The following is a 26960-nucleotide window of genomic DNA, read 5'->3' on the forward strand; positions in this document are numbered from 1 at the left end:
GTATCAGCCCTATCGGCAGCGCCCCTACGGTCGAATCCGAACACATCCGCGGCGTACCTGGAGGTACACCATGAACAGATTGTTCGGCAAGGTCAGTGACGCGATGCTGGGACTGCTGGTCCCCAGGAAGGAGGCCCACGCCTTGCCCGCGACGTGGATCGGGTGCTGCGACTCCTGCATGTGCATCTACCGGTACGACGACGGCCACACGAGTTGCCTGCGCTGCTCCTGCCAGATGTGCGGCGCCTAGCCATAGCCCTGGACCACGGACAGGTCGCGTAGCCGGGCGCCCGCGGATCCGCGAGGCAGGAGACCTGCCGCCGCGAGCGTCCGGCAGACCATCCCCACGTAGGCCCTTGTCGGGCTTTACTAGCTTCATGCAGCGCATGCGCACGCTCGCGGGCTGGTTGATCGAAGGTCTTGAGCGGACCTTCTCCGACGGCCGATACCCGTCGATCAAGGGGGTGTCCCGCGCGGAGTTCGAGGCACTGCCCGTGAAGGAGCGCATCGAGATCAGGGCGCTCGCCACGCAGAACAGAATGCAGTTACTCTCCACGTCGGGGGTGCTGTTGGGGCTGCTGTTCACGGCGGCGGGGCTGTTCTACACCGCCCGCTCGCTCGACACCACGCAGGAAGGCCAGATCACCGAGCGTTACACGCGGGCCATCGAGCAGATCGGCTCGGACACGCTGGAGGGGCGGGTCGGCGCGATCTACGCCCTGGAGAGGATCTCTCGCGACTCGCCGCGCGATCAGCGGACCGTCGTGGACGTGCTCGCCACGTACCTACGCGAGCGCTCCCCGAAGAAGGTCAAAGGGAAAGAACCGCGCATCCCGGCGGACATCCAGGCGGCGCTCGCGGTGATCGCCAGGAACAAGCCCGCCGGCACGCCGCCGCCGACAGGGCCGCCGTGGTCCGCGCAGCACTGGGTGAACTTGTCGGGCATCCGCGCCACGGGCCTGACGCTGGTCAACGCCGACCTGTCCGGCGCGGACCTCACCGACACCGACTTCGGCCACCGCGAATACATAGAGAAGGCGGACGGCTCCATCAGATGGGTTCGCAGTTTCCTCGACCACGCGAACCTCGCCTACACGAACATAGGCTTCTCGACCTGGATCCGGGTGTCGCTGTCCGGGGCGAACCTCACCGGGGCGAACTTCAACAGGTCCGACCTGACGAACATCGACCTCAGAGGGGCACGGCTTCCCGGCGCGAGCCTCGTCGGCGCGAAGGTCCGGTACGCGAGCCTGGACGGCGCCGACCTCACGGGCGTCGACCTGGCCGGCGTCGACTTCACGGGCACCGACTTTGGTCGGGCCGACCTCACCGGCGCGAGATGGCCCAGCGGCCAGGGGAAGATCGATCTGCGCGGCGCCGACCTCAGCGGAGCCAAGGGAGTCCCGTCGGAAGAGGTCCTGAAGAAGATCGCGCTGATGGACGACAAGACCCGGCTCTGACCGGCCCCAGACGCGGAACCGCCCCCGACCTTGAGCCGTTTCGGCAGGTCGGAGGCGGTCTGATCAGGGTGGAGCTATGGGGATTCGAACCCCAGACCTCCTCCATGCCATGGAGGCGCGCTACCAACTGCGCTATAGCCCCTTGCGATCACCAAGTGTATCGGAGATCGGGAGCGACCGTGTCACGCTGGAGCCCCTGTGGTACGTCTATGGGACTATGTCGACCTTTGAAGACCACCGAAGCCTGCTGACCGGGGTCGCCTACCGGATCCTGGGCAGTGTCGCCGACGCCGAGGACGTCGTGCAGGAGGCGTGGCTGCGCTGGTCGGGGGTGGACGAGGCGACCGTCGACGACCCCAAGGCGTACCTGATCAGGGTGACCTCGCGGCTGGCCATCGACCGGCTGCGGTGGGCGAAGTCGCGGCGGGAGTCGTACGTGGGGCCGTGGCTGCCCGAGCCGATCAGCACGGCGCCCGACGTGGCGGAGCACGCCGAGCTGGCCGAGACGGTGGAGCTGGCCCTGCTCCTGGTGCTGGAGACGCTGTCGCCGCTGGAGCGGGCCGTGTTCGTGCTGCGGGAGGCGTTCGACCTGCCGTTCTCCGAGATCGCGGAGATCATCGGGCGGGCCGAGCCGGCGACCAGGCAGCTCGCGCGGCGGGCGCGGGACCACGTGCGGGAGCGGCGGCCCCGGTTCGACGTGGACCGGGAGGAGCGGCGGCGGATCACCGAGCGGTTCATCAACGCCTCCGCCCAGGGCGACCTCGACGGGCTGATCGAGCTGTTCGCGAGCGAGGTCACGATGGTCAGCGACGGCGGCGGCAAGGCCAGGGCCGCGCTGCGGGCCATCACCGGCGCCGACAACGTCAGCCGCTGGCTGGTGTCGATCAACACCCCGGCCAACATCGCGGCCTTCATGGCCTCGATCGGTATGGCGGGGATCTCCGACCTGACCTTCGGCCTGGTGACCATGAACAACGCCCCCGTGATGGTCATCTCCGCGGGCGGGCAGGTGATCTCGGTCGCCTCGCTGCTGATCTCGGACGGCAAGATCGAGACGATCTATCTCATCGCGAATCCCGAGAAGATCGCCCACCTGGAGCCGGTCTGACGGGTCAGGCCGTGCGCCGGGTGGGGACCCGAGCCTCGCGGATCAGCGCGGCCAGGTCCACCCCGGCGTCCCGGAGGATCGCGGCGACGCCGTTCGCGTGGTCGGCGAGCAGGCCCCACAGCAGGTCCTCGCCGGCGACCGGCCCGGGGCGCCACATGGCCACCTCGATCACCTTCCTGGCGTGCATGGCCAGCGGGATCTGCCCCAGCGGCCCGTACAGGGTCACCCGCAGGGGCCGCACCCGCGACCGCCGCAGGCTCCACAACCCGGGCGCGTCCAGACCCGCCCTGGTGCGGCGGTGCACGGCGTCGAGGTCGATCCCCAACGTGGCCAGCAGCGACCGCGCGTCACCCACGTCCACCCGCGCCCGCACGTCGGCCTCGGAGGCGGTGAACGACTCCAGCGAGAACGGCCGGACCTCGGCCACCCCCAGCAGCAGCAGATCGGCGTCGAGCGTGGGCCGGCCCGCGTCGAGCGCGAGCGTCCCGGCCCTGACCACGGCCCTGCGGGCCCCCTCGGCGAACCTGGCGAACATGCGGCTACCTCCCCGTCCTTCGAGCATGCTTGCGATGGGCCGACTGCCGCCGAACCCCCAGCGCGTCGGCGATCTGCTCCCACGACCAGCCCTGGGCGCGGGCGTTCGAGACGTGTGTCGCCTCCAGCTCCTCCAGCAGGGCCCTGAGCGCGGCCACGGCTGCCAGCCCTGCTCCCGGGTCGCGATCGGCGGCCGCCTCGGCCAGCTCGGTGACTTCCATGGTGTCAGCATGTGCTGACAAGCACCCGCTTGTCAACAGATGCTGACGGAGGTGATCCGGCGCTCGCGGGCACGGCGCTGACCGGCTAGCCCGCGCCGCCGCAGGTGGTGCGCATGGTCAGGGCGGCCTCTTCCATCGAGAACGCGACCTCGACCCGTCCCAGCTCGGCCGTGCTCCGCACGTGGGTGCCGCCGCACGGGATGGACGCCTCTCCCTGCGGCAGCGAGCAGTGCCACGTGCGGCGGGCCGTCAGCCCCGGGCCGGGGACGTCCAGCCGGACCGGCGCGTCGGCCGCCACCCAGGCCGCCAACTGCTCGTTCGCCTGCTGGGCGATCTTCCCGAAGTCCACGCCCTCGGCGGAGAACCCCTTCTTGCGCAACGACTTGCCCAGGCGGTAGACGTCCACGCTGCCATACGGCTCGATCCTGGACGAGACGATCGCCGTCTGGTCGAAGTCGGGGTGCCCGAGCCGGTCGAGCGCGGCCTCCTTGCGCCAGTGGCCGGCCAGGGCCGCGTTCACGGCGAGGGCGGCCAGGTGGCAGGCGGTGTGGCCCGCCGAGAGCGCCGTCCGGAAATCGGCGTCCACCTCGAGCTCCACCTCCGCCCCCGCGGGTAGTGGCGTCTCGGTGACGTGGACGACCAGCCAGTCCCAGCCCTCCTCCGTGCCGCGCCGCACCGGGATGGCATCGCCGAGGAGAACCTCGCCGGCGCTCGACTGGGCCCCTGTCACGCAGTCGACGACCGGCAGGCCCCCGATCGTGCCCCGGTCTGCGGGCTGGTCGGGCCAGGTGTGGTCAAGGGGGTGGAACGGCGTCTCGGCGACGACGAGACCGTGCCGGTCCCCCACCGGCACGGCCCCGACGATCTGGGAACGGCCGCTGGTGCGGCCGTCGGGGAAGGTGACGAGGGTGGATCTCACCCGGTCATTCTGGCAGGGGCGGTCTGCTCGTCCTCCAGGTAGCGGTTGCGGCCCGCGTACAGGCCGGTGAAAAGCTGCACGACGAGCACCACGAAGATCAGCGCGTACGGCAGCGTCCACCCGCCGGTCACCTCACGCAGCACGCCCACCAGCAGCGGACCGGCGCCGGCGATGAGATAGCCCGCGCTCTGCCCGAACGCCGACAGCGCGGCCGTGGCCTCCGGCGTACGGGTGCGCAGGGCCAGCATCATCAGCGCCAGCGGGAACGATCCCATGCCCACCGCCACCAGCGTCACCCAGAGGAGCGCCAGGGTGGGCGGCCCGGCCCACAGCCCCAGGAACCCGGCCGTGTAGAACACGACGAGCGCGACCACGGCGGGACGCTGGTCGCGGAAGCGGGAGGCGACGACGGGGACGAAGATCGAGACCGGGATGTTCAGCGCGGTGAACACGCCGAGGATCGCCCCGGCCTCCGACGTGCTGAAACCGCTGTCGGTGAGGATGGTGGCGAGCCAGCCGAACATCATGTACGCGATCATCGACTGGGTGCCGAAGTAGATCGCGATCATCCACGCCAGCCGGCTCCGGAGGAGACGGCGCAGGCCCGCGTCCCGGCTGCCCGCGTTCCGCTCCGGCTCACTGCGCAGGAGCGCGAGCCACGGAATGGCGGCGACGGCGGCCAGGGCCGCCCACACGCCGAGCGCGATGTGCCAGTCGCCCGACGCGCGCTCGATCGGCACGGTCGCGGCGGCGGCCAGCATGGTGCCGACCGCCAGGGCCGTGGTGTAGACGGTGGTCATGATCCCGGTGCGGGCCGGGAAGTGGCGCTTGATCAGCGTGGGGATGAGCACGTTGCCGACCGCGCCGCCGGAGAGCGCCACGGCGCTGCTCAGCAGGAACACCGGGGCCGAGCCGACGAGCGACCTGACCAGCATGCCGACGCCCAGCGTGACGAGGGCGAGCAGGAGCAGCCGGTGCTCACCGAGGCGCCTGGCCAGGGTGGGCGTGATCGCGCCCACGGTGGCGAAGGCGAGGACGGGCAGCGTGGTGAGCAGGCCGGTGCCGACGCTCGACATGCCCAGCGCGCCGGTGAGCTGGTCGAGGAGGGGGCCGACGCTGGTGACGGCGGTGCGGAGATTGAGGGCGGCGAGGACGATTCCCAGCACGAGGAGCCAGGCGAGGGGTCCGGTGGTACGGCCTCGTGCCTCTTGGGTCAGCACACTCATGTCGGGGGCGGTCCTCCACTCATCAAGTCATAGGACGAATCGCCATCTTAACAGGACCGAAATATCCATTTATTCCTGGCCGCCCACCCGGCGTTCCCGAGGCACCCCACGCAACACCACCGCAACGCGAGCGGGCGCGGCGGCGGGCTCAGCTCAAGCGAAGGCGCGGGAGAAGGCGGGGGCGCGGGCGGCGTCGCACGCGCGGGCTAGCGGTTGCGGCGGAGCACCCAGTAGAGGCCGACCACCGGTAGCACGAGCGGGATGAACGCGTACCCCTTCCCGTACGCCGACCAGACCGTCTCGTCCGGGAAGGCGGCCGGGTCGAGGAGGCTGAGGGTGCCGATGACCAGCACGCCGGCCAGCTCGATCCCCAGCCCCACCAGCGCGAAGAGGCGCGCCCCGCGCCAGAGCGCGACGGTGAGGGCGATGTAGACGACCGCCGCGAGAGCCGACAGCGAGTACGCCAGCGGCGCCTCGCCGAACTTCGTCGCGATCTGCACCCCCGCACGGGCGCCGGCGGCCAGCGAGAACAGCCCGTAGACCGCGATCAGGGCACGCCCAGGCCCCGTGCCGATGGAGGTGGTCACGCGCCCCCCGCCCAGATCTGCAGCAGCCGCCCCGTCATCACCGCGATCGCGAACCCGGCCACGACCAGGATCGCCGACCCCCACCTGCTCCGCTCCGCCAGCGCCAGGAACACCCCCGCGGGCGGGATCACCACCTGGCCCCCGATGTAGCCGAAGAGCGTGACCTTCTCGGCGGGCCCCTGGCCCCCGGCCACCGCCGCGATCACGAAACCCGCCTGCACCAGCACGGCCACCTCGAGCACGGCGAAGCCGATCAGCAGCACCATGCCCATCGGCCGGTTGCGGATCGCGACGATCAGGCTCGCCAGCATGAGCAGCAGCGAGATGACGATGACGATCGTGGAGATGACGGTGTTCATCGGGGCTAAGGCTATCCCCAGGGTGCCCCGGTCCCCGTTTCGCGGGACGCGTAGGTCCCGCTACCGCTGCGGGATGGCGCGTTCGATGCCGTCGAGGACCCAGTTGAGGCCGCGTTCGAAGTTGTCGTCCGCCCCGCGTACCCCCTCCTCGATCATCGGCGCGAGCCGCGGGAACTCCCCGCCCTCGACCAGCTCCTTGATGTACGGCTCCGCCACGGCCGCCCGCTCCGCCTCGTTGATCCCCTCCGATCGCGGCGCCCCGCGCTCCTGCGCCTCCCGCACCACGAACCCGGTCATGTAGTCGTTGAACACCGCCAGGAACCGCCACCGCGTCAGCCGGTCGACCCCCAGCCCGTCGAAGGCGGCCAGCTTCTGCTCCACGTGCCGCAGCGCGTTGGGCCCCACGGCCACCCGATGCGAGATCAGCTCCACCCGCCACGGATGCCGCAGCACCAGCTCGCGCTCCCGCCGCGCCATCAGCAGCAGCGCCTCCCGCCACGAGGACGGCAGCGGCTCCGCGACCAGCACCTCGGCGCTCACCTCGTCGAGCATCAGCGCGAGCAGGTCCTCCTTGCGCTCGATGTACGAGTACAGCGTCATCGCCCGCGCGTCCAGCTCGGCGGCCACCCGCCGGATCGAGACCGCGGCCAGCCCTTCGGCGTCGGCGACGGCGATGGCGGCGGCCACGATCGCCTCCCGGGTCAGCGTGGGGCGTCGGGGCGGCGTGGGACGGGACCAGATCGAACTCACGGCCCAGATTTTAGACACTGTACGAAAGTGCTACGGTGTACGACATGCGATACAGCGTACGAAGTTCGTTCCGGACCACGGGCCTGGTCGTCCTCCTGGGCATCGTCATGACGATGCTCGACACCACGATCGTCAACGTCGCGCTCGGCACCCTGGCCCGCGACTTCCACACCACGCCGGCCACCATGCAGTGGGCGGTCACCGGCTACCTGCTGGCGCTGTCGATGACGGTCCCGGTCACCGGCTGGGCCGTGGGCAGGTTCGGCGCCAGGAACGTCTGGCTGGTCTCGCTCGTGCTGTTCGTCGCGGGCTCCGCGCTCACCGCCGCCGCCTGGTCGGTCGGGAGCCTGGTCGCCTTCCGCGCGGTGCAGGGGCTGGGCGGCGGCCTGCTCCTGCCGGTCGGCCAGATGATGCTGGCCAGGGCGGCCGGCCAGGAGCGGATGGGCCGCGCGATGGCCATGATCTCGCTTCCCGCGATGCTGGTGCCGGTGCTCGGGCCGCCGCTGGGCGGGGTGATCGTGGAGAGCCTCGGCTGGCGGTGGCTGTTCCTGATCAAGGTGCCGATCTGCGCGGTGGCGCTGCTGGCGGCGTTCGTGCTGGTGCCCCGCGAGCCGGGCGCGAGCCCGCAGGGGCTCGACGTGCTGGGCCTCGCGGTGCTCGCGCCCGGCCTGGCCGCGCTGGTCTACGGGCTGTCCGAGATCGGCAACGGGGCCTCCGCGCTCCATCCCGCGCTGTGGATCGGCGTGGCGCTGGTCGCCGCGTTCGCCGTGCGGGCGCTGCGGACGACGGGCACGCTGCTGGACCTGCGGTTGTTCGGGAACAGGACGTTCGCCGCCGCTGTGGGCGCGCTCGTGTGCTACTCGGCGGCCATGTTCGGCTTCACGGTGCTCGTGCCCCTCTACAGCCAGCTCGCGCAGGGCGGGAGCGCGCTTGAGGCGGGCCTGCTGCTGGCCCCGATGGGGATCGGCGCGGCGATCACGATGCCGGTCGCGGGCAAGCTGACCGACAGCAGGGGGCCGCGCGGCGTCGGCGCGGCGGGCGTGGTCGTGGCGGTGGCGGGCATCGCCGGATTCGCCGTCTTCGGCGGTCTCGTGCCGATGTTCGTCCTGGGGCTCGGGCACGGGCTGGTGTCGACGTCGCTGATGGCGGCCGCGTTCAAGACGCTGGAGCCGGTCGCCATCCCGGCCGCGACCACGCTGAGCACGATCGCGGTGCGGCTCGCCTCGCCGTTCGGCGTGGCGGTGCTGGCCGTGCTGTTGCAGGTGTTCACCAGGACGGGCGTGGAGCGGCCCTTCACGTACGCGTTCGGCGTGGCGATCGCGCTGGCCGCCGTCTCACTGGTGCCGATCGCACTCATAGGATCGAAGACATGGAGAGGATCCTCGTCAGCGCCTGCCTGATGGGCCGCCGGGTGCGCTACGACGGTCGCGCCAAGACCAGCTCCGACGCCCGGCTCGCCGTGTGGCGCGAGGAGGGGCGGCTGGTGCCGCACTGCCCCGAGGTGTCGGGCGGGCTGCCGATCCCGCGCCCCGCCGCCGAGATCGAGGGCGGCGCGGGCGGGGCGGCCGTCCTGTCCGGGGCCGCCCGTGTGCTGGCGACCGACGGGTCCGACGTGACGGCCGAGTTCGTGGCGGGCGCGGAGTCGGCGCTGGCCGTGGCCCGCTCGCAGGGCATCCGGCTGGCGGTGCTGAAGGAGGGCAGCCCGTCGTGCGGCGCGCTGTCGATCTACGACGGCACGTTCAGCGGGCGGCGCGGCCCCGGCCAGGGCGTCACGACGGCGCTGCTCGAACAGCACGGCATCCGCGTCTTCACCGAGGACCACCTCGACGAGGCCGCCGACTACCTGCGGACCCTGGAGGCGTAGGCGCCGGCTGCCCGCGCACCCTGGACACGTAGAAGGAGCCCGCCAGCCCTGCGGCGAGCACGACCGCCATCGCGCTGTGATACCAGCTCAGCAGCGTGCTCGACGGACCCGCCCCGAGCGCCAGCGACAGGATCCCCAGCAGCACCCCGCCGAGCGCGGCGGCGTGGCCGTAGATGAGCCCGTCCCAGGCCCACGCGCGCCTGGCCAGCACGCCGTACGCCCCGACGAACGTGGCCGCGGCGCACAGCGTCTCCACGATCGCGGCCGGCACGATCACGGGTTCGCGCACCGGGCCGGCCGCGATCCCGGCGTGCAGCAGCGCGAACGAGAGGAAGATCAGCCCGTACAGCAGCGCCGACCAGCCCAGAGCCCTGCGGAGTGCGTCCATGCCTTCACCCTGGCACCCGTGACGGGCCGGCGAATCGTCCCCAGGGAGGCGGCGCGGATACCGCGTCCGCCGTAGGCGATCAGTACTCCCAGGTGTCGGTGCGCTGCTCGTGGCTGATGCAGAACACGCCCGTGCCGTGCGCGCCCTTGACCAGGTCCACCCTGATCCAGCCGGTGGCGCGGGCGACCTTGGCGGTGTAGCCGCTGACCGGGGTGGCCGACACCAGGCGGCAGCCCTCCGGGCCGAGCGTGAACGCCACCTCGCCGCCCTTGACCTTCACGACTTTCAGCGGCTTGCGCGGCTCGGGGCTCTTGGCAGGCTTCCGCTGCGTACGGCTCGGGGTGGGTGTCGCGGAAGGAGCGCGGCGGGTGGGGCCAGTGGAAGGGCTGGTGGAGGGGCTAACGGTGGGGCTGGTGATGGTCAGCGGGGCTTCGTCGGCGGCGATCGTCTGGGCGACGAAGGGCTCCACGTCCACGTCGTCCACGAACTCCTCCCGCAGCACGCCCCGCACGCCGAACCACGAGACCGACACGGCGACCGCGGTGGCCCCGCACCAGATCGCCGCATATCGAAGGGCTCGACGCATGAGACGAATTATGTCCGCTTGATCGGTACGGTTGGGCGCATGGCGACGGTTCTCGTAGTGGAAGACGATGAATTCGTCAGATCAGCGATCATCCACGAGCTCGGCAGGCGCGGGCACGCCGTCCGCAGCGCCGGGTGCGCGCTCGACGCGCTCAGGGAGATCTCGCAGCGCCCGCCGGACGCCGTCGTCCTCGATCTCGGCCTGCCCGACCTGGACGGGTCCGAGGCGCTGCGCATGGTCCGCGGCGTCTCCGACGTGCCCGTCATCGTGGCCACGGCCCGCGACGAGGAGGCGGAGATCGTCCGGCTGTTACGCGCGGGCGCCGACGACTACCTGGTCAAGCCGTTCTCCGGCGACCATCTCAGCGCCCGGCTGGACGCCGTGCTGCGCAGGGCCAGGTCCGCGCCGGCGCCCCAGACGTTCCGCGTGGGCGGTCTGGAGGTGGACGTGGGGCGGCGCGAGGCCGCGCTCGACGGCGGCCCGCTCTCGCTGACCAGGCGCGAGTTCGACCTGCTCGCCTATCTCGCCGCCCGCGCCGACCGCGTCGTCACCCGCCAGGAGCTGCTGGCCGAGGTCTGGCGGCAGTCGTACGGCGACGACCAGACGATCGACGTGCACCTGTCGTGGCTGCGCCGCAAGCTCGGCGAGAGCGCCGCCCGGCCGCGTTACCTGCACACCGTCCGGGGCGTCGGCGTGATGCTGTCGGCGCCCCGATGAGGCGGACTCTGGCGGTGCTGATGGTCGCGGTCACCTCGATGGTCGCGCTGGCCTTCCTGGTGCCGCTCGCGATGATCGTCAAGGAGACCGCACAGAGCAGGGCGCTGGCGGGCGCCGAGCGGCAGGCGTCGGCGCTGGTCCCCGTGCTGGCGCTGACGACCAGGAGCGACGACCTCGGGCACGCCATGGCCCGCACCGACGCCGGGCGGCGCGGCCTGCTGGCCGTCCACGTCAAGGGCGGCGCGACGCAGGGCACCTCCCGCGCGCCCGCCGCCGAGGTGGCCAGGGCCGCCCGCGAGACCAGGGCGAGCACGGTCGAGCTGGACGGCGGATATGTGCTGCTGCGCCCGGTCGCGCTGGACGAGGACCGGGGCGCGGTGATCGAGGTGTTCGTGCCCGCCGCCGACCTCAACCGGGGCGTCTTCACGTCATGGGCGGTGCTGACCGGGGTGGCCGTGGCGCTGGTGCTCGGCTCGGTGCTGGTCGGCGACCGGCTCGGAGCGCGGGTCGTACGGGCGGCGCGCCGACTGGGCACGGCCGCGACCGCGCTGGGCGCCGGTGACCTGAGCGAACGCGTCTACCCCGACGGTCCGCCCGAGCTCAAGGCGGCGGCGACCGCGTTCAACGCCATGGCGAACCGCGTCACCCAGCTCCTGGCGGCCGAGCGGGAGCTGGCCGCCGACCTCTCCCACCGGCTCCGCACCCCGCTGACCGCGCTCAAGCTCAGCCTGGACCAGCTCGGGCCGCAGGCGGAGCCCGGCAGGCAGGCGCTGGCCAGGCTGGAGGGCGAGGTGGACGCGATCATCGCGTCGGCCCGCCGGCCGTCGCGGGCGGCCAGGTCGTGCGACGCGGCCGAGGTGCTGCGCGAGCGGTTGACGTTCTGGTCGGCGCTGGCGGAGGATCAGCGGCGCCCGTGGGAGCTGGTCGGGGCCACGCTTCCGGTACGGGTGCCGGTGCCGGCCGGTGAGCTGACGGCGGTGGTGGACGCGCTGCTCGGGAACGTGTTCAGGCACACGCCGGAGGGCACGGCGTTCGGCGTCACCCTGCACGAGGGCACGGACACCGTCGGCATCCTGATCGCCGACGCGGGGCCCGGCATCGCGGACCCGGAGTCGGCGATGGAGCGGGGCAGCAGCGGCAGCGGGTCCACCGGGCTCGGGCTGGACATCGCGCGCAGGCTCGCCGAGTCGACCGGGGGGCGGGTGCGGCTGGACCGGGCGGCGCTGGGCGGGGCACAGGTGCAGGTGTGGTTGCGTACTGAAATAGCAGCTAAGCCAGCCTTAAAGGACACTTAAGCCCGAAGTTTCGCGCTTTCTGGTGCATCAATGTGATCTGCATGCAGCTCACCCGCAAGGCGTTCGTCGCCACCACCCTGGCCGCCCCCACGCTGCTCGTGCTCGCCGTCGCCCCCGGCACGGCCTTCGCGCACGGCACCATGAGCAACCCGCCCAGCCGCACCATGGTCTGCTACAGCGAGGGCCCGGAGAACCCGAAGTCGGCCGCCTGCAAGCAGGCCGTGGCCATCGGCGGCACGCAGCCGCTGTACGACTGGAACGAGGTCAACATCGCCGACGCGGCGGGCCGGCACCGGCAGATCATCCCGGACGGCAAGCTGTGCAGCGCGGGCCGGGACAAGTACCGCGGGTTCGACCAGGCGCGGGCGGACTGGCCCGCGACGACCCTGGCGAGCGGCGCGTCCCACACGTTCAAATATCGGGCGACCGCGCCGCACAAGGGGTCGTTCGAGCTCTACATCACCAAGGACGGCTACGATCCCGCCAAGCCGCTGAAGTGGTCGGACCTGGAGGCCAAGCCGTTCCAGACCGTGCAGAACCCGGTGGTTACGGACGGCTTCTACACGATGGCCGGCAAGCTGCCCGCCAGGCAGGGACGGCACCTGATCTACGCGATCTGGCAGCGCAGCGACAGCCCCGAGGCGTTCTACTCCTGCTCGGACGTGGTCTTCGGCCAGGCCAACCCCGCCCCCGCCCCCACGCCCACCGGCACCCCGACCGCCACCCCCAAGCCCACCCCCACGTCGGCGCCACCATCGACGCCGCCCTCGACGCCCGCGCAGCCGTCCGGCGACCAGACGGCCGTCAACGCGGGCGTCGGCCTCGCCCCCGCCACGGCCAAGGTGGGCCAGCAGGTGCGGGTGACGGCGGTCTGCGGCGGTTCGAAGGTGCGTGACGTGACCTCCAGTGCCTTCGCCACGGTCAGGAGCCGCCCCAGTGCGCCCGCGGCCACCTGGTCACAGGCCCTGAAGGCGGTCAAGGCGGGCCGGTTCGCGGTGACGGTGCGCTGCGAGAACGGCGGCGCGGCGCGTACCGGTCTGACCGTCGGCTGATCGGGAAAGCAACCCGACCCATTTCTCGGAAACCTTCCCGCGTTCCCAGGAGTCGTACAGGTGGGGCGCGTTGGAATACGGGGGATTCGTGGAGAGCGTTCCTCGTGCCGCGCGCAAGGGGGCCCGATTTCACATCGAAACGGGGAAGGGACTCGGCAAATGCCTGTCGACCTGAACAACGCACAACCTCTGGCCTGGGACTCGGCCACGCTCGACGCCGACACCAAGGCGATGCTCGACAATCTCCAGCCGAACATCCTGCGCGCCCACGTGCGCGAGCACCTGTCCGTGCTGTTCGTCAGGTTCAACGACGTGACGGAAGGAAAGGCGTTCCTGCGCCACGTCGCGACCACCAAGATGAAGTCGGCCCGCAAGCACCTGGAGGAGGTGCGCGACTTCAACGCGCGAGGCGGGCGCGGCACGCCGTACGTGGGCATCGGCATCAGCAAGGCCGGATACCGCGACCTCGGCCACTCGGTCGAGGACGTGCGCAAGTTCCAGGACAGGGTCTTCCGCGACGGCATGAAGCGGCGCGTGGCCGAGGTCGCCGACCCGGCCGTGGAGACGTGGGAGCGCACGTACCAGCGGGAGATCCACGCCGTCATCCTGATCGGCGACGCGGAGCCCGAGCCGGTGGCGGCCATGCGCGAGGAGATCCTCGGCGAGCTGCCGGAGAGCGCGCGGCTGCTCGGTGAGGAGACCGGCCAGGGCATGCGCAACCCCGCCGGCGACGGCATCGAGCACTTCGGGTACGTGGACGGCCGCAGCCAGCCGCTGTTCGTGAAGGACGAGGTGGACAAGGAGCCGAAGAAGCACTGGAACCCGGCCTTCCCGCTGAGCAACGTGCTCGTGCCCGACCCGTTCGCGCCGAACCCCGTCCGTCACCACGGCAGCTACCTGGTGTTCAGGAAGCTGGAGCAGAACGTACGGGCGTTCAAGCGGATCGAGCAGGAGCTGGCCGACGGCCTGGGCCTGGCCGGCGCCGACCGCGACCGGGCGGGTGCCATGCTCGTCGGCCGGTTCAAGGACGGCACGCCCCTGACCGGCAAGCCCAAGCCGGGCGGCGGGCCGGTGGGCAACGACTTCACCTTCGACGGCGACGACGGCACGAAGTGCCCGTTCAGCGGGCACATCAGGAAGACGAACCCGCGCTCGTTCGGGCGTGAGGTGCTCATGGCGCGGCGCGGGCAGACGTACGGCGAGCGCACCGACGAGCCGTGGGACGACTCGCCGCCGGAGACCCGGCCGAGCGGTGAGGTCGGCCTGCTGTTCATGGCGTTCAACGGCAGCCTGCTGAGCCAGTTCGAGTTCACACAGCAGTCGTGGGCGAACAACCCGGACTTCGAGAACCCGGCCACCGGCCACGACCCGGTGATCGGCCAGGGCGATCGGGACATCAAGGTCGCGTTCCCCAAGGTCTGGGGCAAGCCTGAGCTGTCGGCGCCGCAGGCGCAGGTGGCCCAGACGGTCACGATGAAGGGCGGCGAGTACTTCTTCGCGCCGTCGCTGGCGTACCTGCGGAACCTGTAGCCGGAAAGGCCGGGCGCGGCTCGGCCTTTTCCCGCGCCGTACGAAGAAGGATGTACGCCCGGTTCAGCCCGCCGGAGGATGAGGCGGCGGTCGCGACCCAGCACGATCTATAGCATGACGATCGGACTGTTGCTCGCCCTCGCCGCCTTGGCCCTCGTCGACAGCACCAGCTTCGGCACCCTCGGCATTCCCGTCTACCTGCTGCTGGCCTCCAAACGGTCGCGCGGGCTGTTGATCTACCTCGCCACCATCACGGTCTTCTACTTCCTGGTGGGGGTCGCGCTCATGCTGGGGCTGTCCACGGTGATGGAGCGCTTCGGCGACGTGCTGCGCAGCGATCCCGCTTACTGGGTGCAGCTCGTGCTGGGCGTGGGGCTGTTCGCCTTGAGCTTCCGCTTCGACCCCAAACGGCGGGCGAAGCGGGGCGAGCCCGCGCGCCGCTTCGAGCCCCGGGTGGGCGGTCCGCGCGTGATGGTGCTGCTGGGGCTGACCGCCGGAGCGCTGGAGGTGGCGACCATGGTGCCCTACCTCGCCGCGATCGGCATCATGACCACGGCGGAGCTGACCACCGCGCAGTGGGTGCCGGTGCTGGCCGCGTACGTGCTGGTCATGATCCTGCCGCCGCTGGCGCTCATGGCGCTGCGCGGCCTGGCGGGAGCCTGGCTGGAGCCGAAGCTGGAGCGGCTGCGGACCTGGATGAACAAGCACGCGGCATCGGCCCTGAGCTGGGGCTTGGCCATCATCGGATTCCTGCTCGTCCGGGATGCGGCGGTTTATCTGTTCTTTCTGAGACCGTAGGATCGGATGCCTCCGCTGGATCTTCGGGGGGAGATCTGTGATGTTGCGGGCATTCCTGCGGACCGAGGCAGGCAGCACGAGCGTGCTGCTGGTGGCCACGGTGCTTGCCCTGCTCTGGGCGAATTCGCCGTGGGCCGACACGTACGAGGCGTTCTGGCACATCCCCATGGGCATCTCCTTCGGGGACGCCGCCTTCTCGCTGGACCTGCGCCACTGGGTCAACGACGGGCTGATGACCGTCTTCTTCTTCCTCATCGGCCTCGAGGTCTCGTACGAGGTGCGGCTCGGCCAGCTCAGGGACCGGCGCCTCATCGCCGTACCCGCCGTCGCGGCCCTCGGCGGGATGCTGGTGCCGGCCGGGATCTACCTCCTGCTCAACTTCGGCGGGCCGGGCGCGGGCGGTTGGGGCGTGCCCATCGCCACCGACACCGCGTTCGTGCTGGGCGTGCTCGCCGTCGTGGGGGCCCGGTGCCCGGACCCGCTGCGGGCGTTCCTGCTGACGCTGGCCATCGTGGACGACGTGCTGGCCATCATGATCATCGCGATCTTCTACACGGCCAGCCTCTCCGTCACCGCGCTCATCAGCGCGGCCGTGCTCCTCGCGGCCATCGTGACGCTGCGGTGGCTGAAGATCTGGCGGGCGCCCGCCTATATCCTGCTGGGGTTCGCGCTCTGGGTGGCCACCCTCGAAAGCGGGATCCACCCGACGCTGGTCGGCATCGCACTGGGCATGCTGGTCTTCGTCTACGCGCCCACGGACCAGAAACTGCTGCTCGCCGGCGAGGCCGTGCAGGGGTTCACCAGCGAGCCGAGCGCGCGGGCCGCCCGCGAGGCCATGCGGCGGGTCCAGCGGGCCGTCTCCGTCAACGAGCGGCTGCAGCTGCGCCTGCACCCGTGGAGCAGCTACGTGATCGTGCCGATCTTCGCCCTGGCCAACGCCGGGGTGCGGCTCGACGCCGAGACCCTGCGGGCCGCCCTCACCTCGCCGGTCTCCATCGGGGTGGCGCTGGGGCTGGTGCTGGGCAAGTTCGTCGGGATCTCGCTCGGCACGTGGCTCCCGCTGCGGTTCGGGTGGGGCGTCCTGCCCGGGAACCTGGTGTGGGGTCAGCTGCTGGGCGGGGCGGCCGTGTCCGGGATCGGGTTCACGGTGGCGCTGTTCATCGTGGACCTGGCCTTCAGCGGGTCCCCGGTGCACGCCGAGGCGAAGATCGGCATCCTGGCGGGGTCGCTGCTGTCCGCCCTGCTGGGGTGGGTGATCTTCCGGCTGGCCTGGGATCGGGGCGGGGTGTGCGCGCCGCCCGAGGCCGAGCCTCCCGAGGAGCTGCCCGACCGGCTCACCGTGCCGGTCGGTCCGACGGACCACGTGCGCGGGCCCGAGAACGCCAAGGTCACGATCGTCGAGTACGGGGACTTCGAGTGCCCCTACTGCGGGCGGCTGCACCCGATCCTGGAGGAGATCCGCCAGAGGAATCCCGACGTACGGCTGGTCTTCCGGCATTACCCGATCCGCACGCTGCATCCGCGGGCCGCGTCGGCCGCGATCGTCTCCGAGGCCGCGGCCGACCAGGGCAGGTTCTGGGAGATGCACGACATCCTCTACGACAACCAGCGCTTCCTCACCGACGCGGACCTGGAGCACTACGCCGCCGAGCTGGGCCTCGACCCCTGGTCAGACGTGCCGGGCCACGCCGCGCGGATCGCCCTCCACGAGGAGTCCGGCCGCGACAGCGGCGTGCGCGGCACCCCCACGCTCTTCCTGAACGGCGTGCGCTACCAGGGCCCCCTGAACGAGGGGTCGATCCGCCAGGCATTGGACGATCTACTCGAATCCCCGTAGCGTCGTCGCGTCCGGCTTGTCCTCAATCGGAGTCCCCCGTGATATCAACGATCACCAACATCATCCCCTTCGTCGTGATGGGCATCCTGTTTCTCGTCGGCATCGTCGTGACCGCGATGGCCCGGCGCGACCACGGCTCGGCCGCCATGATCGGCATGGGTGGCTGCATCCTGCTCCTGCTGGGACTGGTGTTCAACATCTTCCGCAGCTACGTGCTCTTCCCACAGCTGAGCGGCTCGATGGACCTCCAGACGACCCTGACCGTCACCAACCTGATCTCCCTGTTCTTCGACGGAGGCGGCACGGCCCTGCTGATCTGGGCCGTGGTGGCCCGGCGCAAGCCGCGCCCGCCCGTCCAGCCGCAGCCGGGCCCCGGCTGGCAGCAGCCCCCGGCCGACTGGCAGCAGCCTCCGGCCGGTTGGCAGCAGCCCCAGCAGCCGCCCTACCAGCAGCCCGGCTGGCAGAACCCGCCGCAGGGGCCCTACGGCGGCGGCCAGAGCTGACGAACTCGCGGGACGGGTCCCCCGGCGAAGTGTGACAATGGCTGTGTACGCCCGCACTCTCCGCAGCGGCTCCTGAGGAGATCATGACTCGAGAGCGACCTGACCCGCAGGGACCGGATCCCCACCAGACGATCAGGCACCGTCCCCCCTTCCCGACCCAGCCCTCCCCCCAGGGACCACCCGGACAGGTCCCGCCGCAGTCCTACCGCCAGGGACCACCACAGCCTTACCACCAGGGGCCCGGACAGGTCCCCCCGCAGGGCCCTGCGCCCGCCCGTGTGCCGCCGCCCCCTCCGGGACCTCCGCCCGCCCGTGTGCCGCCGCCCCCGCAGGGGCCCCCGGCCGTCCACGTGCCGCCGCCCCCTCAGGACCCGGTCACCGTACGCGTGCCGCCTCCCCCGGCCCCGCCGACCGTGCGCGTGCGCCGGCCAGGGCGTGGGCCGCAGGACCCGCCCTCCACGCAACGGCTCCCCTACACGCCGGACATGCTGCCCGACGTGGCCCACTACGAGGCCGGGGCGCCGAAGTCGGCCTGGTGGTGGGCGATCGTGGCCGGGTCGCTGGTGCTGCTGGTCGCGGCCGTCGCGGTGGCGGCGATCCTGTGGGCACGCTCCGGCGCCTGACCCCCGGAGACCGCCCTCACGCCCGGCTGAAGTCCATCGTCCAGTTCGTCTCCCAGGTCCGCCCGCCGTCGGCCGAGAACGCCTGCTCCCAGCGGGCCGCGTCCGATCCGAGCACCGTCCAGATGAACCGGCACCGCACCCGCCTGCCCTCATACGTCTCCTCCCCGTAGAACTCGCCCCGGCTCCCCGCGAACTCGCCCACCATGGGCGAGGCGTCGAGCGTGCCCCTCGTGCTGCTGGCCCAGTAGATGGACCACTGCCGCGCCCCGGGGTCGAACAGGCGCACGGTCAGCCCGCTGGACCCCTTCGTCGGGAACGCGATCTCGTCGAAGCTGGCCGCCCCGTCGAAGTGCCGGGTGGCGACCGATCGGCCGGGGAACTCGTCCCATTCGTCGCTGCCGGCGAGCGCCTTCACGAGCCTGCGGTTGACGACGTTCCAGTGGCCGGCGAGAAAGTCGAAATCGTTCATGCGGGCGACGCTAGGGCGTGGTCACTGACAGGTAGTGTCAGTGAATGTGCGTGCCTCCCGCCTGGTCTCGATCCTCCTGCTCCTGCAGACGCGCGGCCGGATGACCGCGCAGGACCTGGCCGGGCGGCTGGAGGTCTCGGTCCGCACCATCTACCGCGACGTCGAGTCCCTCCACGCCGCCGGCATCCCCCTGTACGGCGACGCGGGCCCGAAGGGCGGCTACCAGCTGCTCGACGGCTACCGCACCCGGCTCACCGGGCTGACGGCCGACGAGGCCGAGTCGCTGTTCCTGGCCGGCCTGCCGGGTCCGGCGGCGGAGCTGGGGCTGGGCGCGGTGGTCACGGCCGCGCAGCTCAAGCTCATGGCCGCGCTGCCCGTCGAGCTCCGCGACCGCGCCGGGCGCATCCAGGAGCGCTTCCACCTCGACGCGCCCACCTGGTACCGCGACCGGGAGCCGGTGACCTACCTGCCCGCCGTGGCCGACGCCGTCTGGAACGAGCGCCGCGTCCAGGTCAGGTACCGGCGCTGGAAGGCGCCCCAGGAGGTGGAGCGGCGGCTGGACCCGTACGGGCTGGTCGTCAAGGCGGGGCGGTGGTATCTCGTCGCGCGGGCGGGCGAGGACGTGCGCACCTACCGCGTCTCGCAGATCCTCGACCTGCACCCGCTCTCCGAGGGTTTCACCAGGCCGGACGACTTCGACCTGGCGGCGTACTGGCAGGGCTACCTGGCCGAGTTCGAGGCCCGGCTGCGGCGGGGCGAGGCGGTGCTCCGGCTGTCGCCGCGCGGCGTCGAACGCGTGCCCGACCTCATGACCCCCGGCGTGGTGGCGGCGGCCGGGGAGAGCGCGCAGCCGCCTGACGAGGAGGGCTGGACCCGCGTCACGGTGCCGATCGAGTCGATCGAGCACGCGCTGGCCGAGTTCCTGCGGCTGGGCACGGACGTCGAGGTGCTCGCCCCCGCCGAGCTGCGCGACCTCATGGCCGACACCGCCGCCGAGCTCGCCGCCCGCTACCGCCCCTCCTGACCGGCCTGACCCGCCCGAGCGGGCGCCGATCCCACGTGCCAGCAGTGGGTCCAGTGACCGTCTCCCAGCTCGGTGCGCGCGGGCGCCTCCTTCGAGCACACCGGCAGCGCCACCGGGCAGCGCGGATGGAACCGGCACCCGCCCGGCGGGTCGATCAGGCTCGGCGGCTCGCCGTGCCGCGTGACCTCCGGCGCCGTCACCCGGTCGGGATCCGGCGCCGACTCCAGCAGCAACCGCGTGTACGGGTGCCGCGCCGACTGCGTGAGCTCCTCGCTCGGCCCGCTCTCGATCAGCCGCCCCGCGTACATGACCGTGATGTCCTCGGCGAAGTAGCGGGCGCCGGCGATGTCGTGCGTGATGTAGAGCAGCGCCAGCCCGCTCTCCTTCGCCAGCCCCTCCAGCAGTCGCAGCACCCCGAGCCTGATCGACACGTCCAGCATCGACACGGGCTCGTCGGCGATCAGCGCGACGGGCCGCACCGCCAGCGCCCGCGCGATGGCCACCCGCTGCCGCTGCCCACCGGACAGCTCGTGCGGCAGCTTGTCCATGAACTGCTCGACCGGCGTGAGGCTGACGCGTTCGAGCAGCTCGGCGATCTGCGCGCGTTCCTCCGCGTCCGAGCGGACGTGTCCGTGGATGCGTAGCGGCCTGGCCAGGTGGTATCGCACCCGGTGGAAGGGGTTCAGCGAGGCGAACGGGTCCTGGAAGATCAGCTGCACCTGCCGCCGGAAGTCCCTGAACGCCGCCCCGCGGTGGGCGCGTACCGGCTCGCCGCGCAGCAGCACCTCACCCGACGTGGCCGGATACACCTGCGCGAGCAGCCGCGCCACCGTGCTCTTGCCGCAGCCGCTCTCCCCCACCAGCGCCGACACCGTCCCGGCCCGCAGCGCGATCGACACGTCCTCGACGGCCCGCACCGGCGGCCGCCGGCCGAAGCGGCCCCGGGGACCGCGGGCCGCGGTGAAGTGCTTGGTGAGGTTCCGCCCCTCCAGAACGATCATGACGCGTCCTCCAGACCGCGGCCGCCGTTCAGCAGGCACGCGACGTCGCCTTCGAGCTCGGGCAGGACCGTGGAGCACGCCGCCACGGCCACCCCGCACCGCGGGTGGAACGCGCATCCCGGTGGCAGCGACCTCAGGTCGGGCGGGCTGCCGGGGATGCCCAGCAGCTCCTCGCGCGGCCCGTGCAGGCGCGGGAACGAGCGGAGCAGGCCCAGCGTGTACGGATGGCGCGGCGACCTGTGGATGGCCTTCGCGGAGCCGGTCTCCACGACCCGGCCCGCGTACATGATGGCGATCCGGTCGGAGATCTCCATGAGCAGCGACAGGTCGTGCGTGATGAACACCACCGCGAAGCCGTACTCCTGCCTGAGCTCCCTGATCTCGTGGAGGATGTCGCGCTGGACCACCACGTCGAGCGCGGTCGTCGGCTCGTCCATGATGATGATCTCGGGGTTGAGCGCGAGCGCGATCGCGATGGCCGCGCGCTGCCGCATGCCGCCGGACAGCTCGTGCGGGTACGAGCGCCGCCTGTCGGCGCTGATGCCGACGCGTTGCAGCAGCTCGACCGCCCGCTCCGTACGGTCGCCGCGGGACATCCCCGGCGCGTGGATCCGCAGGACGTCGTCGATCTGGGCGCCGACGGTGCTGACCGGGTTGAGCGCGTTCATGGCGCTCTGGAAGACGACGGCCAGCTCCTTCCAGCGGAAGGCCCTGAGCTCGCGACTGCCGAGCCCGAGCACGTCCACCGACGAGCCGTCCCGGCGGCGGTGCACGACCGAGCCCGAGGTGATCGCGGCGGGCGGCCGCAGCAGCCGGGCGACGGCGTTGGCCAGCGTGGACTTGCCGCTGCCGCTCTCCCCCGCGAGGCCGAGCACCTCGCCGCGCCGCAGGTCGAGGGAGACGCCGGTGACGGCGTGCACGGTGCCGCTGCCGGACAGGTAGTCGACGCTCAGGTCGCGGATCTCCAGGACGTTCATGTGCGGGCCTTCACCTTGACCGTTCGCAACCGGGGGTTGGCGATCTCGTCGATACCGAAGTTCACCAGCGCGAGCCCGGTGCCGATGAGCGCGATGCACAGGCCGGGCGGGATGAACCACCACCAGGCCCCGATGAGCAGCGCCTGGCCGTTCTGCGCGAAATAGAGCATGCTGCCCCAGCTCACGGTGGACAGGTCGGCCAGGCCGAGGAACGACAGCCCGGCCTCGGCCAGGATCGCCGCGACCACGGTGGCCAGGAAGCTGGTGGCGATGACCGGCAGCAGCACGGGCAGGATCTCGAAGAAGACGACCCGGAACGCCCCCTCGCCGCTCGCCCGCGCGGCCTGGACGAAGTCGCGCCGCCGTACGGACAGGGTCTGCGCCCGCAGCACCCGCGCGCCCCAGGCCCAGCCGGTGACCGCGATCACCACGGCCACGGACGCGACGCCGCGCTGCGGCAGGTAGCCGGCCAGCACGATGATCAGCGGCAGGGCGGGCAGCACCAAGAAGATGTTGGTGAGCACGGACAGCGCCTCGTCCACCGCGCCGCCGAAATAGCCGCCGACCAGGCCGACCGCCACTGCGATCACGTTGGCGATGACCGCCGACAGCAGGCCGACGCCCATCGAGACGCGGGCGCCGTACACGATCTGGGTGAGGATGTCCTGCCCGGTCTGCGTGGTGCCGAGCCAGTGCGCGGCCGACGGGCCCTGGAGCCCGTCGGCGCCGGTCGCGGCCGGGTCGGCGCCGATGAGCAGCGGCCCCAGCACGGCCATCAGCGTGAAGAAGACGAGGATGCCGGCGCCGATCTTGATCTTCATTCGGACTCCTGCCTGGTCCGCGGGTCGAGCACCACGTACGCCAGGTCGGCCAGGAAGTTGGCGACGAGCACGGCCAGCGAGATGACGAGGAAGATGCCCTGCATGAGCGGGAAGTCCTCGTTCTCGACGGATTTGAGGAGCATCGACCCGATCCCGGGGTACGAGAAGACGATCTCGGTCAGCACCGAGCCGCCCACCACGAAGCCGAGCGACAGGGCGAAGCTGGTGATGTTGGGCAGGATCGCGTTGCGGGCGGCGTAGGCCCACATGACCCTCCTGGAGGTCAGCCCCTTGGCCTCGGCCATCACCACGTAGTCCTCGCCGAGCGTGGTCACCATGACGTTGCGCATGCCGAGGATCCGGTCGGCCATCGACGCGACCACGATCGTCACCGCGGGCAGCGCCGCGTGGTAGATCACGCTGCCGGCGAACTCGCCGGTGAAGCCGGGCATCACGTCCAGCCCGTACGCCCTCGACACGGGGAACCACTGCAGCGTCACCCCGAAGACGAACACCAGGGCCAGCGCCACCCAGAAGTACGGCACCGCGTGCATGAACGTGGCCGCCGGCAGCACCCCGTCGAGCCAGGTGCCGCGCTTCCACGCCATCAGCACGCCCAGCGAGGTGCCCATCAGGTAGCTGATCAGGGTGGCCACCCCGACGAGCCCGACCGTCCACGGCAGGCTGTCGGCGATGACCGTGGACACTTCGGCGGGAAAGAAGGTGATCGAGCGGCCCAGCTCGCCTTGTGCGAGATTGCCCAGGTAGTCCAGATACTGCTGCCAGAGGTTCGCGTCGCTGATGCCGAACGCCCGCCGCATGGCGTCGATGGCGGCCGGGTCGACGTTGCCTTTCATCCGGGCCACCAGCAGCTCCACCGGGTCCCCCGGCATGAGCCGGGGGATCAGGAAGTTGAGCGTGACGGCGGCCCAGGCGGTCAGCAGGTAGAAGCCGAGCCGCCGGGCCAGGAACCTCACTTGACGGCCGGCTTCAGGTGCAGCAGCACCACGGCCGCGTCGGGCGAGGTGTACGGCGACGGCATCGCGTACGGGTCCTGCTCCGACGGCCAGCCGACATACTTGTTCGTCCGGAACTGCGCCCACCCCGGGCTGTAGAACAGCGGCAGCTGGGGCAGCTTCTCCACCATGATCCGGCCCAGCCCCTGCGTGGCCTTCTGCTGCTCGGTCAGGTCGTCGGTGGCGGCGTACTCCTCGATCAGCCGGTCGGTCTCGGCGTCCTTCCACCGCTCGTAGTTGCCGCTCGCGGCCTCGCCGACAGGCTTGGCCAGGCCGCCGAAGAGCATGAAACGCATCTGGAAGTACGGGGTCGGTCCGGCCTCGGCGCCCCTGATCGACAGCTCGTAGTCGCCCTTGCCGACCTTCGACACCCAGTCCTGGAAGGCCACGCCCCTGGTCTCGACCGTGATGCCGACCTTGGCCAGGTCCTCCCTGATGAGCTGGGCGGCGTTCACCCAGTCGGTGAACGGCGACGGCACCAGCAGCGTGAACTTCAGCTTGCCCGGATCGACGCCCTTGAGCAGCTCCTTGGCCTTCTCCACGTCCACCTTGAACGCGGCGTCCTTGTACTCCGGCGGCACGTACGCCTCGCCGCCCGGCATCGGCACGCCGGTCGGGTGCGCGACCTTGGTGTAGCCGCGCTCGGCCACCTTGACGATCTTGTCGCGGTCGACGGCGAGGCTGATGGCCTGCCGTACCTCCGGCTTCGCCAGGATCGGGTTGGTCAGGTTCGGCAGCAGCGAGACCACGCCCTCGGGCGGGAAGAAGAACTTGTTCTGCTCCGGCTTGCCCTGCACGAAGATCTTCTGGATGTCCGGCACGAACGCGCCCGCCCAGTCCACCTCGCCCTGCTGCAGCGCCGTCTGCAGGGCATTGGCCGTGTACGCCGGGAACCGCAGCAGCGGCACCTCCGGCTTCCCCGGCTGCCAGTAGGACGGGTTCTTCTCCATCTCGTAGAGCTGCGCCGAGAACTTCGACAGCTTGTACGGCCCGGTGCCGACCGGCTTGGCGTTGGTGAACGTCGCCGGGTCCTGCTGCTTCTCCCACAGGTGCTTGGGCACGATGGGCGAGCCGCCGGCGATGTTGTAGAGCTTGGCGTACGAGGTGGTCTTGAAGTCGACGCGCACCTTGTCCGGGGCCAGCGCCTGCGCGTCCTTGATCTCCAGCGCGGACGTGTTGAGCTGCGCGTGGTCCTTCAGCATCCGGAACGTGAAGGCCACGTCGTCGGCGGTGAACGGCTGCCCGTCGGTCCACTTCACCCCCTGCCGGAGCGTGAACGTCAGCGACTTGCCCTTGTCGGACCATTCGTGCTTCAGCGCCAGCCACGGGACGATCTCTCCGGGCTTGAGCTTGTTGAAGTACATGAGGGTCTCGTAGATCATCCCGCTCGTGCCGAAGTTCACGCCTTCGAGGTGGTACGGGTTGAAGTCCTCCTGGAAGGTCCCCGCGTCGACGGCGTGGACCACCAGCGGCGGTGCGCTCCCACCGCCGCTCTTGCCGGTGGAGCCGCTCGAACAACCCGCGAGGGCGAGGGCGAGGAGTACTGCCAGACTGCGTTTCATTGGGGGGTGGCCTTTCCGAAATACTTTGTCCGGAGGTCGCGCGAGCCCTTCGGGGCGGCGAAGGCCTGGGCGCGGCCGAATCCGGCTGGTGCGCCGCGCACGATCGTCAGCGCGCGGTAGTACTCGACGTACGGGAAGCCGTAGGTCTCGCCTCTGGCGTAGGCGTACCCGGTGATCGCCTGCGACCAGAGCTCGTACGCCTCCTCCGTCAGCTCGACGAACACGTCCGGGGTGTAACCCTCGGCGTCCTCCCAGTTGTCGGCGTAGTAGAGCTCGCTCGCCCAGTAGGCCGGGTGTTCGCGTTCGAGCGTCTTGAGCCCGCCGTAGAAGCGGGCGTCCTCGACGATCCGGTGGGTACGAGCGTGATCTTTGTGGATGGACGCGCTCCAATGGGTCAGGATGACGTCCGGGCGCAGCTCCCTGATCAGGTCGCCGACGCGCAGCTTGACCTCTTCGTCCTCGGGCAGCAGGCCGTCCTCGTAGTCGAGGAAGCGCACGCCCGCGCCGATCCGCTCGGCGAACGTCTCGGCTTCCTCGCGCTTCTGCCTGGCGTAGTCGGGGACGGGCAGGCGGGGGTGGCCGCGTTCGCCGAGGGTGAGGTGGAGGAGCGTGGCCCGGTCGCCGCGCAGGACGTGCTGGGCGAGCACGGCGCCGGCGGTCAGGTCCAGGTCACCCGCGTGAGCGCCGATGGCCAGGACGTGTGTCATGACTTCCTCATCACGTGGAAGCGCCGGGTGACCTCGTAGCCGGCCCTGGCGTAGAGGCGGCCGGCCGGGCTCGCCTCGCCGGTCCAGAGGAACCATGACGAGTGGAGCCCTTCGGCACGCATCATGGTCATGGTGAGATGGAGGAGGATCTTGCCGAGGCCGGTGCCGCGCCGGTCGGGGTCGACGCCGAAGGGGCCGAAGCGCTCGGGGACGCCACGGTAGGCCGCATACAGCGCGAACCCCACTATCTGATCTTTTTTCGCGATGATCATGCGTTTTGGGTCGCGGTGCTGGCGGATCGCCTCGCCCCAGTCGGGATTGAAGGCGCCGGCCGCGAAGCGGATCAGCTCGGGCAGCTCGCCGTCGGTGGGGCTGCGGAAGACGTACCCCTCGCTCTCGCGCTTGGCACGCAGCTCGCGTACCTCGTCGGGGGTGACGTAGCCGACGAGCGTCCGGTCCATGGCGACCGGCGAGTACAGGGTGCGGAAGCCGAGCCCGTTCAGCAGCCGGTAGCCGTCGGGGTAGAGCTCGACGTCGGCTCCGGGGAGCACATAGTTCGGCGTATAGGACGAAAAATCGACCTTTAGTCGGCCGGTCCGCTCCAGGAACGCCAGCGCCTCACCCACCAGCCGCCGCCCGAGCCCGCCCCCGCGATGCTCGGGGACGACGAAGAAGAACGGAATCCATCCGGTGTCGGGCTCCAGGTCGGTCCCCGGGGCCAAGGGGGTCAGGCGGCGTACGCCGTACGCGCAGCCCACCACCCGACCACCGGAGACGGCCACGCGCAGGCCCTCGGGGTCGAAGTTGGGGTCCAGCAACACGCAGTCGCGGAACCAGGCGGAGGTGGTGGGATCGGCCGGCATGCTGCGGTTCCAGGCGTCTACCAGGGAGACCTCGTCACCGGACGCGAAGGCGCGGACTGTGACCATCAGGGTCCTTTCACCTTTGGCTCTCCCGTCACAGCTTTCCCATGGTCATCGGCCCGGTCAAGATGAATCGGGAATTAATTTTCTCCGTCGACGCAGG

31 protein-coding genes and 1 tRNA gene are annotated in these 26960 nt (G+C 71.0%); 14 read left to right on the forward strand and 18 right to left on the reverse strand.

Annotated features, from left to right (window positions below; genetic code table 11):
- Window positions 1-70 precede the first annotated feature (70 nt).
- Together ABZS69_RS21025 and ABZS69_RS21030 are read left to right on the forward strand one after the other, a co-directional pair.
- The gene (locus ABZS69_RS21025) at window positions 71-250 is read left to right on the forward strand and encodes a hypothetical protein (protein ID WP_350740609.1); all 180 of its coding nucleotides are present in this window, start codon (window positions 71-73) and stop codon (window positions 248-250) included.
- A gap of 127 nt (window positions 251-377) precedes the next feature.
- Window positions 378-1460, forward strand: coding sequence for a pentapeptide repeat-containing protein (locus ABZS69_RS21030; protein ID WP_355374747.1), 1083 nt, complete (start codon window positions 378-380; stop codon window positions 1458-1460).
- Window positions 1461-1529: 69 nt separating this feature from the next.
- Here the strand turns inward: ABZS69_RS21030 and ABZS69_RS21035 are convergent.
- Window positions 1530-1602: transfer RNA gene (locus tag ABZS69_RS21035), tRNA-Ala, on the reverse strand.
- 75 nt (window positions 1603-1677) lie between these two features.
- Here ABZS69_RS21035 and ABZS69_RS21040 point away from each other — a divergent pair.
- On the forward strand, window positions 1678-2568 hold the full coding sequence (locus ABZS69_RS21040; RefSeq protein WP_355374750.1) for an RNA polymerase sigma-70 factor: 891 nt from the start codon (window positions 1678-1680) through the stop codon (window positions 2566-2568).
- Window positions 2569-2572: 4 nt separating this feature from the next.
- Here ABZS69_RS21040 and ABZS69_RS21045 read toward each other — a convergent pair whose 3' ends face one another.
- The 7 genes from ABZS69_RS21045 to ABZS69_RS21075 form a co-directional block, all read right to left on the reverse strand.
- Window positions 2573-3103, reverse strand: coding sequence for a Clp protease N-terminal domain-containing protein (locus ABZS69_RS21045; protein WP_355374753.1), 531 nt, complete (start codon window positions 3101-3103; stop codon window positions 2573-2575).
- A 4-nt stretch (window positions 3104-3107) separates the two neighbouring features.
- Window positions 3108-3323 carry a helix-turn-helix domain-containing protein gene (locus tag ABZS69_RS21050; RefSeq protein ID WP_355374755.1) on the reverse strand — a complete coding sequence of 72 codons (216 nt, stop codon included), beginning with the start codon at window positions 3321-3323 and terminating at the stop codon, window positions 3108-3110.
- An 85-nt stretch (window positions 3324-3408) separates the two neighbouring features.
- A complete protein-coding gene (locus ABZS69_RS21055) occupies window positions 3409-4242 on the reverse strand; it encodes a metal-dependent hydrolase (RefSeq protein ID WP_355374757.1) in 834 nt (277 codons plus the stop codon).
- The gene (locus tag ABZS69_RS21060) at window positions 4239-5468 is read right to left on the reverse strand and encodes an MFS transporter (protein ID WP_355374760.1); all 1230 of its coding nucleotides are present in this window, start codon (window positions 5466-5468) and stop codon (window positions 4239-4241) included. Before ABZS69_RS21060 ends, ABZS69_RS21055 begins: the two co-directional genes overlap by 4 nt.
- A 206-nt stretch (window positions 5469-5674) precedes the next feature.
- On the reverse strand, window positions 5675-6055 hold the full coding sequence (locus ABZS69_RS21065; protein ID WP_355374762.1) for a hypothetical protein: 381 nt from the start codon (window positions 6053-6055) through the stop codon (window positions 5675-5677).
- The gene (locus ABZS69_RS21070) at window positions 6052-6414 is read right to left on the reverse strand and encodes a hypothetical protein (protein WP_355374765.1); all 363 of its coding nucleotides are present in this window, start codon (window positions 6412-6414) and stop codon (window positions 6052-6054) included. The genes ABZS69_RS21065 and ABZS69_RS21070 overlap by 4 nt, the downstream gene beginning before the upstream one ends.
- Window positions 6415-6474: 60 nt before the next feature.
- The gene (locus ABZS69_RS21075) at window positions 6475-7164 is read right to left on the reverse strand and encodes a TetR/AcrR family transcriptional regulator C-terminal domain-containing protein (RefSeq protein WP_355374768.1); all 690 of its coding nucleotides are present in this window, start codon (window positions 7162-7164) and stop codon (window positions 6475-6477) included.
- Between the two features lie 44 nt (window positions 7165-7208).
- On the opposite strand from ABZS69_RS21075, the gene ABZS69_RS21080 reads away from it, so the two are divergent.
- Window positions 7209-8564: a DHA2 family efflux MFS transporter permease subunit gene (locus tag ABZS69_RS21080; RefSeq protein WP_355374771.1), complete on the forward strand. Its 1356-nt coding sequence runs from the start codon at window positions 7209-7211 to the stop codon at window positions 8562-8564.
- Window positions 8534-9028 carry a DUF523 domain-containing protein gene (locus ABZS69_RS21085; protein ID WP_355374774.1) on the forward strand — a complete coding sequence of 165 codons (495 nt, stop codon included), beginning with the start codon at window positions 8534-8536 and terminating at the stop codon, window positions 9026-9028. The genes ABZS69_RS21080 and ABZS69_RS21085 overlap by 31 nt, the downstream gene beginning before the upstream one ends.
- On the opposite strand, the gene ABZS69_RS21090 is transcribed toward ABZS69_RS21085, so the two are convergent.
- The gene (locus ABZS69_RS21090) at window positions 8973-9416 is read right to left on the reverse strand and encodes a hypothetical protein (RefSeq protein ID WP_355374776.1); all 444 of its coding nucleotides are present in this window, start codon (window positions 9414-9416) and stop codon (window positions 8973-8975) included. The two genes, ABZS69_RS21085 and ABZS69_RS21090, sit on opposite strands and share 56 nt — an antisense overlap.
- Before the next feature lie 79 nt (window positions 9417-9495).
- Complete coding sequence (locus ABZS69_RS21095) at window positions 9496-10002, reverse strand: hypothetical protein (protein WP_355374779.1); 507 nt, start codon at window positions 10000-10002, stop codon at window positions 9496-9498.
- Between the two features lie 39 nt (window positions 10003-10041).
- Between ABZS69_RS21095 and ABZS69_RS21100 the strand changes: the two genes are divergently transcribed.
- The 8 genes from ABZS69_RS21100 (at window position 10042) to ABZS69_RS21135 (ending at window position 18357) form a co-directional block, all read left to right on the forward strand.
- The gene (locus ABZS69_RS21100) at window positions 10042-10719 is read left to right on the forward strand and encodes a response regulator transcription factor (RefSeq protein WP_355374782.1); all 678 of its coding nucleotides are present in this window, start codon (window positions 10042-10044) and stop codon (window positions 10717-10719) included.
- Window positions 10716-12014, forward strand: a complete 1299-nt coding sequence (locus ABZS69_RS21105; RefSeq protein WP_355374784.1) for a HAMP domain-containing sensor histidine kinase — start codon at window positions 10716-10718, stop codon at window positions 12012-12014. The genes ABZS69_RS21100 and ABZS69_RS21105 overlap by 4 nt, the downstream gene beginning before the upstream one ends.
- A gap of 41 nt (window positions 12015-12055) precedes the next feature.
- Window positions 12056-13066, forward strand: coding sequence for a lytic polysaccharide monooxygenase (locus ABZS69_RS21110; protein WP_355374786.1), 1011 nt, complete (start codon window positions 12056-12058; stop codon window positions 13064-13066).
- Window positions 13067-13225: 159 nt separating this feature from the next.
- The gene (locus ABZS69_RS21115) at window positions 13226-14596 is read left to right on the forward strand and encodes a Dyp-type peroxidase (protein ID WP_355374788.1); all 1371 of its coding nucleotides are present in this window, start codon (window positions 13226-13228) and stop codon (window positions 14594-14596) included.
- Window positions 14597-14710: 114 nt separating this feature from the next.
- Entirely contained in the window at window positions 14711-15394 is a 684-nt protein-coding gene (locus ABZS69_RS21120) for a GAP family protein (protein WP_355374791.1), read from the forward strand.
- A gap of 40 nt (window positions 15395-15434) precedes the next feature.
- Window positions 15435-17231, forward strand: a complete 1797-nt coding sequence (gene nhaA / locus ABZS69_RS21125; RefSeq protein WP_355374794.1) for a Na+/H+ antiporter NhaA — start codon at window positions 15435-15437, stop codon at window positions 17229-17231.
- Window positions 17232-17269: 38 nt separating this feature from the next.
- Window positions 17270-17734, forward strand: coding sequence for a hypothetical protein (locus ABZS69_RS21130; RefSeq protein ID WP_355374797.1), 465 nt, complete (start codon window positions 17270-17272; stop codon window positions 17732-17734).
- Window positions 17735-18048: 314 nt separating this feature from the next.
- A complete protein-coding gene (locus ABZS69_RS21135) occupies window positions 18049-18357 on the forward strand; it encodes a hypothetical protein (protein ID WP_355374800.1) in 309 nt (102 codons plus the stop codon).
- Between the two features lie 16 nt (window positions 18358-18373).
- On the opposite strand, the gene ABZS69_RS21140 is transcribed toward ABZS69_RS21135, so the two are convergent.
- Window positions 18374-18826, reverse strand: coding sequence for a hypothetical protein (locus ABZS69_RS21140; RefSeq protein ID WP_355374803.1), 453 nt, complete (start codon window positions 18824-18826; stop codon window positions 18374-18376).
- 46 nt (window positions 18827-18872) lie between these two features.
- On the opposite strand from ABZS69_RS21140, the gene ABZS69_RS21145 reads away from it, so the two are divergent.
- Window positions 18873-19850, forward strand: a complete 978-nt coding sequence (locus ABZS69_RS21145) for a YafY family protein (protein WP_355374806.1) — start codon at window positions 18873-18875, stop codon at window positions 19848-19850.
- Here ABZS69_RS21145 and ABZS69_RS21150 read toward each other — a convergent pair.
- Genes ABZS69_RS21150 through ABZS69_RS21180 form a run of 7 tightly spaced genes read right to left on the reverse strand, consistent with a single transcriptional unit; the run spans window position 19835 to window position 26863 of the window.
- Entirely contained in the window at window positions 19835-20851 is a 1017-nt protein-coding gene (locus ABZS69_RS21150; protein WP_355374808.1) for an ABC transporter ATP-binding protein, read from the reverse strand. The genes ABZS69_RS21145 and ABZS69_RS21150 overlap by 16 nt on opposite strands.
- Entirely contained in the window at window positions 20848-21828 is a 981-nt protein-coding gene (locus tag ABZS69_RS21155) for an ABC transporter ATP-binding protein (RefSeq protein ID WP_355374810.1), read from the reverse strand. Before ABZS69_RS21155 ends, ABZS69_RS21150 begins: the two co-directional genes overlap by 4 nt.
- Window positions 21825-22649 (reverse strand): ABC transporter permease, encoded by an 825-nt coding sequence (locus ABZS69_RS21160; RefSeq protein WP_355374813.1) that lies wholly within the window; start codon window positions 22647-22649, stop codon window positions 21825-21827. The genes ABZS69_RS21155 and ABZS69_RS21160 overlap by 4 nt, the downstream gene beginning before the upstream one ends.
- Entirely contained in the window at window positions 22646-23626 is a 981-nt protein-coding gene (locus tag ABZS69_RS21165; protein ID WP_355374816.1) for an ABC transporter permease, read from the reverse strand. The genes ABZS69_RS21160 and ABZS69_RS21165 overlap by 4 nt, the downstream gene beginning before the upstream one ends.
- Window positions 23623-25227, reverse strand: coding sequence for an ABC transporter substrate-binding protein (locus tag ABZS69_RS21170; protein WP_355374818.1), 1605 nt, complete (start codon window positions 25225-25227; stop codon window positions 23623-23625). The genes ABZS69_RS21165 and ABZS69_RS21170 overlap by 4 nt, the downstream gene beginning before the upstream one ends.
- A complete protein-coding gene (locus tag ABZS69_RS21175; RefSeq protein ID WP_355374821.1) occupies window positions 25224-25934 on the reverse strand; it encodes a PIG-L family deacetylase in 711 nt (236 codons plus the stop codon). The genes ABZS69_RS21170 and ABZS69_RS21175 overlap by 4 nt, the downstream gene beginning before the upstream one ends.
- Window positions 25931-26863: a GNAT family N-acetyltransferase gene (locus tag ABZS69_RS21180; RefSeq protein WP_355374824.1), complete on the reverse strand. Its 933-nt coding sequence runs from the start codon at window positions 26861-26863 to the stop codon at window positions 25931-25933. The genes ABZS69_RS21175 and ABZS69_RS21180 overlap by 4 nt, the downstream gene beginning before the upstream one ends.
- Between the last annotated feature and the right edge of the window lie 97 nt (window positions 26864-26960).

The organism is Nonomuraea sp. NPDC005650 (assembly GCF_040605375.1).
GTDB lineage: Bacteria > Actinomycetota > Actinomycetes > Streptosporangiales > Streptosporangiaceae > Nonomuraea.